The sequence below is a fragment of the Spiroplasma endosymbiont of Phyllotreta cruciferae genome (assembly GCF_918697755.1).
In genome coordinates this window covers 102,586-115,205 of sequence record NZ_OU953854.1, presented here as the reverse complement: position 1 = coordinate 115,205, position 12,620 = coordinate 102,586, and the positions used below count along the sequence as shown (strand labels likewise).

Genomic DNA, 12,620 nt, shown 5'->3' with positions numbered 1-12,620 from the left:
ATAAAAAATGTCATTACACATAGTCCTTAGTCTTATGGCTGCTACCTTCCGGTCCTGACCAGTTTCAAATGTAACTATTGTAATGACATAAATAATTATAACATATAATTTTTGTTTGACTATGTTTTAATTAAAATAGTCAAATGTTTCACGTGAAACATTTATGTTGTTTAAACTACTATTACTTAAAATGTTTCACGTGAAACACTTTAAGTAATAACTGTTTGCCCTTGTAAATAACTTTGTATTTTCTGGGGAATATTAATAGTTCCATCTTCATTTTGATAATTTTCTAAAATTGCTGCAATTAAACGATCAACGGCTAATCCCGAACCATTTAAAGTGTGCACAAAATTCGTTTCATTATTATCATTGCGATAACGCATTTTCATTCTTCGTGCTTGAAAGTCAAGACAATTTGAACATGATGAAATTTCACGATATTTATTTTGCCCTGGCATTCATACTTCAATATCATATGTTTTTGCCGAAGAAAACCCCATATCAGCTGAGCATAATAATATTACTCGATATGGAATTTCTAATAATTGTAAAATATTTTCGGCATCTAGGACCATTTTTTCTAATTCATCAAATGAACTTTCTGGTTTAGTAAACTTAACCATTTCAACTTTTCTGAATTGGTGTAAACGAATGATCCCTTTTGTATCACACCCTGATGACCCAGCTTCTTGTCGAAAACATGGTGTATAAGCAGTATGATAAATTGGTAAATCTTTTCCTGCCAAGATTTCCTCACGATATAAATTAGTTAACGGTACTTCTGCAGTTGGAATTAAATACAAATTATCTTTTTCAATATAATATGTATCTTCCTTAAATTTTGGTAAATTTCCTGTACCATACATAATTTGTGGTTGTACTAACACTGGTGGCTCAATTTCAACATACCCCCGTTTTGTGTGCTCATCTAACATAAAATTCATTAAAGCCCGTTCTAATTTAGCTCCCATGCCTTTATAAACAACAAAACGTGATCCTGATAATTTTGTACCTCTTTCAAAATCAATAATATCTAATTTTGAAGCTACTTCTCAATGTTCTTTTATGTTTAGGTTTGATATGGCTTTCCCTCATTTTCGAATTTCAAGATTATCATTTTCATCTTGACCAGTTGGAACTGAATCATCCGGAATGTTTGGCGTAACTTCCAAGATTGCTTTAATTTTTTCTTCGACTTGGTTTAATTGATCATCAATTATTTCCATTTCTTTTTTAATTGTAACAATTAATTCTTTAATTTTTTCCGCTTCATGATCTTTTTTTTCAGCAACTAATGCTCCAACTTTTTTTGACTCAAGATTTCGTTGTTCTTTTAATTTCTCTGATTTAACAATAAGTTCACGACGTTGCTCTGATAATTTTTTAACATCTTGTAAATATGAAAAATAATCTTGACGGCGACTTAACTTTTTGATTATTTCGTCAAGGTTTTCAACCACTTTTTTTTTATCTAACATTGTTTTGTTCTCCTTATTCACTATTATCTTTCTTTTTTAAAATTTCAATAACTTCTAATTTATCATCTTGATCTAATCGCATAATTTTAACACCCGATGTTGTTCGACCGAACAACGGAATTTGTTCTAATGAAACACGAATAACATTTCCATTCTTTGTTCCTACCAAAAGATCTTCATCCCCAACAACTGTTTGAGCAAATTTTAAATACCCTGTTTTTTCTGTTAAGTTTATTGACTTAACACCTTTTGTATTTCTACCTGTCAAACGGTAATCTTCAATTGGTGTTTTTTTTGCATAACCATTTTCTGTTACAGATAACACATATTTTACGGATCGGCCAGAACTTACCCCAATTGTTATCCCTGATTTATCGTTAAAAATTCCCTTAACTCCAACAGATTGGCGACTCATATCCCTAATTTCTTTTTCATTAAAACGAATTACTTTCCCAATGTTGTTTCCAATGATAATATCATCAGTTCCTTTTTTAATAATAACACTTACTAATTCGTCTTTTTCCTTTAATTTAATAGCAACTTTCCCTGTTTGGCGAATTTGATTAAATTCACTTAATTTTGTTTTTTTAATCAATCCTTTTTTTGTTACAAAGAATAAGTTATCTTGTTCGGAAATTGTTTCATCTAAAGCTAGAATTGTTTGAATATTTTCAGTTTTATCAATTGCAATTAAATTAATAATTGGTAATCCTCGTGCATGTCGTGAATAAGTTTCAATTTGATACGCTCGCAGTTTATAAACTTTCCCAAAATTTGAAAAAATCAATAAAGAATCAATACTATTAGCACTAACAATTTTTTTCAAACTATCTTCCATATTTGCTAAACCAGTAATCCCTTTTCCACCACGATTTTGTAATTTAAATGTATCATCAGCAACACGTTTAACATAGCCATCTTGGGTTAACATAATTAAAATATCTTCCCGACGGATTAATTCTTCTGGATCAATTTCAGTTAGTTCCTCTTTAATAATTTGACTACGACGTTCATCACCGTATTTTTTCTTAATTTCAATTAGTTCATTAATCATAATTTCAATTTGTTTTTCATTATTATTAATAATTTCTTCTAATGCTATAATTGCAAGTTTAATTTCCCTAGTTTCATTATTAATTTTTTCAATTTCCAAACCTGTTAAACGTTGTAAACGCATTTCTAAAATTGCTCGTGCTTGTTCAGTAACTAACTTAAACTGATCAATTAAAGCTTCTAAAGCAATTTGTGTTGTCTGCGATTTTTTAATTATTGTAATTACTTCGTCAATGTGATCAAGGGCAATTTTTAATCCTTCTAAAATCACTAACCGATTCTGATTTTTATGCAATTCAAACTGACTACGCTTAACAATAATATCAATTTGGTGTTCAATAAAATATTTTAAAATTTGCTTTAACCCCATTACTTTTGGCTGATTTTTATACAAAGATAAAATATTTAACGAAAAATTAGTTTGTAATGGCGTTAATTTATATAATTTATTTAAAATAACATTTTCTTGGGCGTCACGTTTTAATTCTAAAACAACACGAACCCCTTCCATATTTGATTCATCACGAAGATCAGAAATACCATTAATAATTTTATCGCGTACTAATTCTGCAATTCGTTCTAATAATTTTGCTTTATTCACTTGATATGGAATTTCAGAAACAATAATTCGACGTTTATTATTATTTTCTTCAATATCAATTTTTGAACGAATTGTAATTGTCCCATTCCCTGTCTCATAAGCTTTAATTAGACTATTTCCAGCAGTAATTAAAGCTCCTGTTGGAAAGTCTGGTCCCTTAATAACTTTCATTAATTCAACTGTTGTAATATCCATATTTTTGGTAAGAGCAATAACACCATCAATTACTTCATTTAAATTATGCGGTGGAATATTAGTTGCCATTCCAACAGCAATTCCGCTTGCACCATTAACTAGTAAATTTGGAAAATAACCTGGTAAAAAAGTTGGTTCTTGTTCACTACCATCATAATTATCAATAAAAATTGTTGTTTCTTTTTCAATATCCTTAATTAATTCACCAGCAATTTTACTCATTCTTGCTTCAGTATATCGCATTGCCGCTGGCGCATCACCATCCATTGATCCAAAATTACCATGACCATCAATTAAAGGATAACGATAAGAAAAATCTTGTGCCATTCGCACCATTGCTTCATATACAGCAGTATCACCATGGGGATGATATTTCCCAATTACTTCCCCAACAATTCGCGCTGATTTTTTATGTTGTTTATCATATGTCATATTTAAGTCTCACATTGCATAAATAATTCGACGATGAACAGGTTTTAATCCATCACAAACATCAGGAATTGCACGTGAAACAATAACTGACATTGCATAATCTAAAAAGCCATTTTTCATTTCATCAGCAATATCAATATCACGGATTTTACCATTATAATCATATGTATCGTTCTCTGGGTTCAATTTACTCACCTCCTCTTATATATCTAAATTTTTAACATATTTTGCATTTTCACGAATAAATTTTTTACGTGGTTCAACATTTTCTCCCATTAATTCATTACAAATTAAATTTGCCTCAAAGGCATTATTGACCGAGACTTTTAATAATAATCGTCGCTCTGGATCCATTGTTGTTTCTCATAATTGCTCGGGATTCATTTCCCCTAATCCTTTGTAGCGTTGAATCATATAATTTTTAATATTTTTTACTAATAATTCTTCTTTATAAGTTTCTAATTCATTATCAGTATAAGCATAACGAATATTATTACCATTTTGAATTTTATATAATGGTGGCTGTGCAATATAAACATTTCCATTTTCAATTAAATCTTTCATATAGCGATAAAAGAATGTTAATAGTAAAATCCGAATATGAGCACCATCAACATCAGCATCGGTCATAATAATTACTTTTTGATAACGTAGTTTTTTTTCATTAAAACTGTCTTTAACACCAGCCCCTAATGCTGTAATAATTGAATTAATTTCATTATTTTCAAAACTTTTAATTGTTTTGCTTTTTCAACATTTAATATTTTTCCTCTTAATGGTAGAATTGCCTGAAATCTTCGATTTCGTCCAGCCTTTGCACTTCCTCCCGCAGAATCTCCTTCGACAATATAAAGTTCAGCAATATTAGAATCTTTTGTTTCACAATCAGCTAATTTCCCTGGTAGAGAAAAACTATCCATTACTGTTTTTCGGCGAGTTGTTTCTTTTGCTCGTTGTGCCGCAATTCGTGCTTTTAAAGACAAGTTTATTTTCTCAATAATATTTTTAGCATCTTCTGGATTTTCCAATAAATAACTATTTAATCCTTTCCCGACAATATTTGACACAATTTTTTTAACTTCACTATTCCCTAACTTTGTTTTTGTTTGTCCTTCATATTGTGGATCAGGATGACGAATTGAAATAATTGTTGTCATTCCTTCTTTTACATCATCTCAGGTAAATTTATCTTCAATTCCTTTATTATTTTTATTAATATTTTTAAAGTAATTATTTAATTCGCGCACAATTGCTAACTTTGTTCCTTCTTCGTGTGTTCCTCCCTCGTGGGTATTAATATTATTACAAAAAGAAAAAATATTTTCAGAATAATTATCATTATATTGTAACCCAAATTCAACGATAATATTATCTTCAATGCCTTCCACATAAAAAACATCATTCAATGGTGTTCCAATTGTTTTATTTAACTCTAAAACATAATCTTTAATTCCATTATTAAATTGATAAACAACTGATTTTTCTTCATCTTCTTCACGTAAATCAACTAATGATATTTTTAACCCTTTGTTTAAAAAAGCTAATTGTTTAATCCGATTTTGAATTGTTGAAAAACTAAAAATTGTTGTTTCTTTAAAAATTTTTTCATCCGGTAAGAAAGTAACTGTTGTCCCAGTTTCATTGGTTGTCCCAACTTCTTTAATTGGTGTTAAAATTTGACCGCCATTATGAAATTCCATTAAATATTGTTTATTATTTTTTTTAACTTCAATTTTTAAGTATTTACTTAAAGCATTAACAACACTAGCTCCTACTCCGTGTAGACCTCCAGAAATTTTATAAGTGTTTGAATCAAATTTTCCTCCTGCATGTAACACAGTGAAAACAGTTTCTAAGGTTGAAACTTTTGTTTTTGGATGGATTTCGATTGAATTCCCCGCCCATTATCAGTAACTGTAATTGACTCATCTTTATTAATTGTAATTGTAATTTTATTCGCAAAATTTGCTAATACTTCATCAATAGAATTATCAACAACTTCTCAAACTAAATGATGTAAACCCCTTACATTAGTAGCTCCAATATACATTCCAGGACGTTTACGAACTGCTTCTAAACCTTCTAAAACTTGAATCGAACCTGAATTATAATTATCTCTCATATAATTTTCTCCATTTCTGTTCAATATTATTTTACCATTATTACCTAATTTTAGGGTTAAATTATCAAATATATTTTAAAATATATTAAAAAATATATTTTTTATTTTTAGTGTCTAATTTTACCCTTTAAAAAACTTATAAAATAAAAAAATAAAAGGTTAAGTTTCTATTTTTAATATAACTTAACCTTTTATTAATTTTATTTCCTATCATTTAAATTGTTTATTATTTCAATTTTTAATATGATCGAATTGGTAAAACCAATTGTTGCAATGAATCATATTCATTTGCCGTAATAATCAATGGTTTTGTCTCATCAATCATTTTAATAGTAATTTCTTTTGTTTTAAATGCTTTTAAAGCATCTAAAATATATTTTGAATTAAAAGCAATTGTTTGATCTGAACCTTCAATTTTAAATTCTTTAATTTTCTCTTCAGTATTTCCAATTTCTTGTGTAAATGAAGTGACTAAAACTTTTTGTTCTTTAATTTTTAATGTTACAATTGTTGTCATTGCTTCATTTGATAAAACACTAGCTCGTTCAATAATTTTGATTAATTCACGGTTATTAATTGTTAATGAAGTATTAAAGGTTTTTGGAATAACTTTACTTGTATCAGGATATTTTCCCTCAATAATTTTTGTTTGAACAATTGTATTATTAATAATAACACTAACTGATTTATCTGTAATTTTCATTCTAATTTCTTGATCATTTTCTGAAATTAATCTCCCAATTTCATTGATAAACTTTCCTGGAATAATAACATCAAAATCATAACTATTGTTATAACTAATTTTTTTATATGACAATCGGAATGAATCAGTTGCTGTAATCACTAATTGTTTATTATTTTGATCAGTTTTAATATTTAAACCATTAAAAACAATTCTTTTTTCTTTTTCTCCAATTGCAAAACTTGTTTGTGAAATAATTTCTTTTAATAAAACACTAGTAAAAATTATTTCTTTCCCTTCCGTATCAAACGATAAATGCGGATAATCAATTGCATTTAAAGTATTTAAAATTGAGTCAAAGTTATTTGCTTTAATTTTAATTAAACTACCTTCCACTACTTCTAAGGTAATAAAATCATCCTCAATCTTACGAATAACTTCAATAATAAATTTATTCTTTATTAAGACATTTCCAATTGATTTAATAACTAAATCATTTCCCACCAATATTTCTGATTTAATTGATGTATCACCATCAGAAGTAGTAAAAGTAATTTTATCTTTTTTAACCTCAATTAGAATTCCTAATAATGATGGAATTAATGTTTTTTGAGAAATTATTCGACTTACTTTTAATAATTCGTCTAATATTTTATCTCTTTTAATGCTTACAATCATTTTTTTTACTCCTTACTAAACATACAGTATACTTAAATTATATACTATTGTTAAAAATTGTTTTTTATTTATTATTATTATAATGTAGAAAATGTGGAAAACTTTACAAAATTTTGAATAATATAATTTTTTCTGGGAAAAAAGCGGTGGAAAACATTGTGTTATTTTCCTTCAATTTTCTTACGAATCATATTTACTAAATGTTTAAATTCTTTATTTGTTGCAATTTGAGATTCAACTTTTTTTACACTATTCATTACTGTTGTATGGTCTTTTCCCCCAAATTCAGTTCCAATTCTTGTAAAAGGATCATCTAATAATGTTCGGCAAAAATACATTGCTAATTGCCGAGCTTGCATTACGTTGCTAACTCGAGATTTACTCATCATTGCTTTAACAGTAATATTATAGTTGTCAGCAACAATTTGTTTAATTTTTTTCGGGGTAATCTTTTCATTATTTTGCAAAGGAGCATTTTTAAAGGCTTTTTCAACATCAATTAATGTAATAATTTCATCTGGTTTTTTATTCATAACTGCTAAAAATAATAAACGTTTAATTGCCCCTTCTAATTTTCGAACATCACTATTAAAATTTAAGGCAATAAATTCTAATGATTCTTCAGAAAACAATGCTAAGTTATTTTGATATTTTAATTTTTGTTCTAGTATTTTAAGAGCAGTTTCAAAATCAGGTGAATCTAAACCAATACTTAAGCCATATGAAAAACGAGAAATAATTCTAGCCTCAAAACCGCCAAGATCATCAGGATATTTATCTGAAGTAATAACAATTTGTTTGTTTTTTTCAATATATGAGTTAAAAATATGGAAAAATAATTCATTTGTTTTATTTCGTTTTGCTAATAATTGAATGTCATCAATTAGTAAACAATCATAAATATCATATGATGTTTTAAAAGCTTCTATAATTTCGTGACCTTGATTTAAAATATCCATTGCAATTTTTCCAAATTCATCAGCTTTTAAATATTTAACCCTAGTATTTGTTTTATAAATTTCATTTACTTTATTTTCAATTGCATGTAATAAATGCGTTTTTCCTAATCCAGAATCACCATAAATAAATAGGGGGTTTCATTTTTTTCCCAAATCTAATGCAACAGCTAGTGCTGCTTGCATTGCTTCACGATTAGAATCACCACGAACAAAGTTTTCAAAGGTATAATTTTCATAATAAGTACTGTTATTATTTTCCTTTAAGGTATCAATATTGTTAATAACATATGCTTGTTTGTTAATATTCTTTTCTAATTCAAAATAAATGTTATATTCAATTCCAGTTAATTTTTTTAAGATATTTTTAATTTTATCATTTAATCCTGCTTCAAAAACTCCAATTGCAATTTCTGATTTTGTTGTAATTAAGCAATTATTATCAGATACGGTATATAGATTAGTATCACTAATATAATAATTGTAAATTTCTGGGGAAACTGATTCATCGCGGGATAGAATTTCTTTAACCTCACTTCATAATTCTTTTGTGTTCATTACTTCATCTCCATTAGTTTTTATCTCATTAATTATAAATAAAAGATGTGGAAAAGTAGTAAAAAATAATTTAATTTAAAGAATATCAATGGTTTTCCACATATAATATTTTTTTATTTTTTTATAAATCCCCTATTTTTATTGGATAATTATATCTTTTTCCACATTATTAACATTTTTTGTGATTTAAAACTTTTCTTCGTGGAAAACAATTTAAATGTAGATTCTATTGGTTCCTTTTTATTTTTTTGTTATAATCAATATAATTTAATACTATAATATATTTTCCTATATATACTAGAAATATGGTCTGGTGTCTCTACAGTTAACCCTGAATTAATTACTATAGGTCTTAATTTATTTTTAATTTGTTAAGACCGTGTTTCTTTTATTCAATTTTGTATTAAATCTTTTGGAGGAGAAAAACATGCAAATTAAAAAATCTTATACTTTTGATGATTTATTATTAATTCCACAAAAATCAGATATTTTACCTTATCAGATTGATTTAAGAACTAAAATAACAAAAAATATTGAATTAAATATTCCTTTTTTATCTTCAGCAATGGATACGGTTACTGAATCAAAATTGGCAATTGCAATTGCTCGTGAAGGTGGAATTGGGATTATTCATAAAAACTTATCAATTGATGACCAAGCCGCAGAAGTTGAAAAAGTAAAACGAAATGAATCAGGCTTTATTATTAACCCAATTACTTTGAAACCAACAATGACTGTTCAAGATGCTGAAAATATTATGGCGCAATATCGTATTTCAGGATTACCAATTGTTGATGAAGAAAATAAATTGTTAGGGATTATTACAAATCGCGATATTCGAGCTTGTCATGATTTATCAGCACCAGTTGCTGATTTTATGACAGTAAAAAATTTAATTACGACTCATGAAAAAATTAATTTAGAACAAGCAAAAGAGATCTTATTAAGTAATCGAATTGAAAAGTTGCCAATTATTAATGCTAAAAACATTTTAAAAGGATTAATTACAATTAAAGATATTAATAATCGTGATGAATATCCTAATGCTTGTAAAGATAATCAAGGACGGTTACGAGTAGGAGCGGCCGTTGGAATTAATGAAACCACTTTGTTGCGGGTTGAAAAACTTGTTGGCGCTGGTGTTGATGTGATTGTTGTTGATTCTGCCCATGGTCATAGTCAAGGAATTATTGCTATGGTTAGTAAAATTAAAAAAGCTTTTCCAACACTTGATCTTATTGCTGGGAATGTTGTTACAGCACAAGGAGCATTAGATTTAATAGCTGTTGGTGCTGATGCTATTAAAGTAGGAGTAGGACCAGGAAGCATTTGTACAACCAGAATCGTTGCTGGGGTGGGAGTTCCCCAAATTACAGCTATTAATGATGTTTATGAGGTTTGTTGGCCAAAAGGGATTCCTGTTATTGCTGATGGTGGAATTAAGTATTCTGGTGATGTTGTTAAAGCTTTAGCAGTCGGAGGAGCTGCTGTTATGATGGGATCAGTTTTTGCAGCAACTTTTGAAGCACCTGGCGAGGAAATGATTGTTGAAGGTAAAAAATATAAAACATATATAGGAATGGGTTCTTTGGCAGCAATGAATAAGGGAAGTGCTGATCGTTACTTTCAAGATAAGAACCGTAAATTAGTACCCGAAGGAGTTGAGGGTCGTGTTTTATTAAAAGGAAAACTAAGTGATATTCTTTTCCAATTTATTGGTGGTTTACGGAGTGGTATTGGTTATTGTGGTGCAAAAAATATTGCAACATTACAAAAAACAGCACAATTTGTTGAAATTTCAAATAATGGTTTAAAAGAATCACATCCACACGACATTGCAATTACGAAAGAACCACCAAATTACACAAAATAAGATTAATCTTTAAAACCTGATTTTTAGCAAATCAGGTTTTAAAATATCTAATATTTTTAAAAAAATGTTATTTTAATTGATATTTCTTTTTAATTCATATATTATTTATATGATTTCTTAATAATTTGTATCATAAGGAGGTGCTAGTAATGAAAAGAACATGACAACCAAGTAAAATCAAACACAAGCGAACACATGGTTTTCGAGCAAGAATGGAATCAGCTTCAGGCCGTAAAGTTTTAAGTAGAAGAAGAGCGAAAGTAAGAAAAGTATTATCAGCTTAATTTAGTTGGTGACATACTTTATTTTCTATTTGTGTAAAAATGTGAAAAAAAAATTTATTGTTAAAAAGAATTATGAATTTCAAAAGATAATAAATAATCGTTCTTTCATTAAAACTAACACTTATTTTATTTATTTTAAAAAAAATGATCTTAATTATCATCGGTTTGGAATATCCGTTGGTAAAAAATTAGGAAATGCTGTTGTTAGAAATAAAGTAAAAAGACAAATTAGAGCTATCCTATCATATGACTTTTCAGCTACAGAAGGTTATGACCAAATCATTATTGTTAGAAAACCATATTTTAGTAATAGTTATTTAGTTAATAAAAAAATTTTATTAAATCAAATCAAAATGTAAAAAGGAGGCGTAATAGTGAACTATCGTGATTATATTTTCTCAGATGGGAAAAGAACACGAAAACCTTGATATTCAATTGCCTGGAAATGAACAAAATTAATTTTGTATCTTTTTTTAATTATATCAATGTTGTGAGGCTGTGGACAAATGATTGTTCCTAAGTTTGGAACAGCGCAAATTTTAGATGTTTCTGGCCAAAGAGTATATAAACCGGGAGTTTTCTTTGAAATTATTTTAGGAAAAACTAACGTTGGAAAAGAACACTTTTTTCATTTTGAAAATGGACAATTATTTGAATACCCTTATTTAGCTATTAGAACATGGGCTGATGCTTTTGTAAAAACAACATCACCATTTTATGGATGTTTTGTTTTCCCAGTTGCTTGAATTTTAGTTAATTTAATTTATGGGTTTGGTGGTTTAGACAATGGTGCCGGAATTATTGGTGCACTTTTCTTAACTTCGTTAATTGTTCGATTAATTACTTTAATGTTCAGTTGAAAATCCCAGCGGAATCAAGACAAAATGCAGTTGATGCAAATTAAGCAAGCAGAAATCCAAGCAAAATATAAAGGTTCAAAGGATCCTACTGCTAAACAAAAACAACAAATGGAAATGATGCAATTATATCGGAAAGAAGGAGTTTCTCCGTTATCAACGATTGGTTCTTCGTTTTTATCAATTCCATTTTTAATTGCGATGTATACTGTTGTACGAGCAACCCGAGAGTTAAAAATGGCAACAATTGGGCAAATTTCTTTGATTGAAAAGCCCTGAGACATGATTACAAGTGGAAATTATGTTTATTTAGCGCTATTATTTGTTTATTTACCAATCCAAGTTCTTTCAATGATTTTACCAACGATTTTAAATCTTCGTAAAACAAAAGTTATTACTAAAGAGCAGAAAAAAGCTCGTAAACGTCAGTTTATTATGCAAGGGGTAATGATTATTGTTTTCTTTGTAGTTACAATTTCGATTGCGTCAGGGGTTGTTATTTATTGGATTTTTTCTGCGGTAATTCAAATTTTACAAACTTTAGGATTTCATTTCTTACGAGTTAAAAAGCGAAGCAAAAAAAATAAAAATAGTGGATCAGGATGACAAAAAATTAAAAATTTATTTGTGCATAAACCAAAGTTATCAACGGTTGGCAACGCAGAAGTTGTTGAAGTAACAAAAACAAAGCCAACAAAAACAAACGAAACTAATAAAGTTTCTTATAACCTAATAAAAACAAAACCAAAAAAATCAAAATTCTCTTTACATAGTAAGAAAAAAAATAAAAAATAGTGTTTTTTGTTAAAGAATTTAAATCACAAAAAAAATTTAAAGAATTTTTAAAT

General features: G+C 28.0%; 8 protein-coding genes, 1 other RNA gene, 1 pseudogene and 1 riboswitch. Of the genes and pseudogenes, 4 read left to right on the top strand and 6 right to left on the bottom strand.

What is annotated here, in order from left to right:
- Window position 1: 1 nt before the first annotated feature.
- The 6 genes and pseudogenes from ffs to dnaA form a co-directional block, all read right to left on the bottom strand.
- Window positions 2-92, bottom strand: an RNA gene (gene ffs, locus NL276_RS00620) — signal recognition particle sRNA small type.
- 117 nt (window positions 93-209) lie between these two features.
- Entirely contained in the window at window positions 210-1,481 is a 1,272-nt protein-coding gene (gene serS, locus NL276_RS00615) for a serine--tRNA ligase (protein ID WP_253301548.1), read from the bottom strand.
- Between the two features lie 13 nt (window positions 1,482-1,494).
- Window positions 1,495-3,948 carry a DNA gyrase subunit A gene (gyrA, locus tag NL276_RS00610; RefSeq protein ID WP_256468773.1) on the bottom strand — a complete coding sequence of 818 codons (2,454 nt, stop codon included), beginning with the start codon at window positions 3,946-3,948 and terminating at the stop codon, window positions 1,495-1,497.
- Between the two features lie 15 nt (window positions 3,949-3,963).
- Window positions 3,964-5,884: pseudogene (gyrB, locus tag NL276_RS00605) on the bottom strand (DNA topoisomerase (ATP-hydrolyzing) subunit B).
- Between the two features lie 238 nt (window positions 5,885-6,122).
- Complete coding sequence (gene dnaN / locus NL276_RS00600; RefSeq protein ID WP_253301547.1) at window positions 6,123-7,244, bottom strand: DNA polymerase III subunit beta; 1,122 nt, start codon at window positions 7,242-7,244, stop codon at window positions 6,123-6,125.
- Between the two features lie 161 nt (window positions 7,245-7,405).
- A complete protein-coding gene (gene dnaA / locus NL276_RS00595) occupies window positions 7,406-8,758 on the bottom strand; it encodes a chromosomal replication initiator protein DnaA (RefSeq protein WP_253301546.1) in 1,353 nt (450 codons plus the stop codon).
- 268 nt (window positions 8,759-9,026) lie between these two features.
- Window positions 9,027-9,124: riboswitch (purine riboswitch) on the top strand.
- Between the two features lie 61 nt (window positions 9,125-9,185).
- Here dnaA and guaB point away from each other — a divergent pair.
- From guaB to yidC, 4 genes are all read left to right on the top strand, one after another.
- The gene (gene guaB, locus NL276_RS00590; RefSeq protein WP_253301545.1) at window positions 9,186-10,631 is read left to right on the top strand and encodes an IMP dehydrogenase; all 1,446 of its coding nucleotides are present in this window, start codon (window positions 9,186-9,188) and stop codon (window positions 10,629-10,631) included.
- A 149-nt stretch (window positions 10,632-10,780) separates the two neighbouring features.
- Complete coding sequence (gene rpmH, locus NL276_RS00585; protein ID WP_253301544.1) at window positions 10,781-10,915, top strand: 50S ribosomal protein L34; 135 nt, start codon at window positions 10,781-10,783, stop codon at window positions 10,913-10,915.
- 41 nt (window positions 10,916-10,956) lie between these two features.
- Window positions 10,957-11,274 (top strand): ribonuclease P protein component, encoded by a 318-nt coding sequence (gene rnpA, locus NL276_RS00580; RefSeq protein WP_070407237.1) that lies wholly within the window; start codon window positions 10,957-10,959, stop codon window positions 11,272-11,274.
- 15 nt (window positions 11,275-11,289) lie between these two features.
- Window positions 11,290-12,567: a membrane protein insertase YidC gene (yidC, locus tag NL276_RS00575; RefSeq protein ID WP_253301543.1), complete on the top strand. Its 1,278-nt coding sequence runs from the start codon at window positions 11,290-11,292 to the stop codon at window positions 12,565-12,567.
- Window positions 12,568-12,620: the final 53 nt, after the last annotated feature.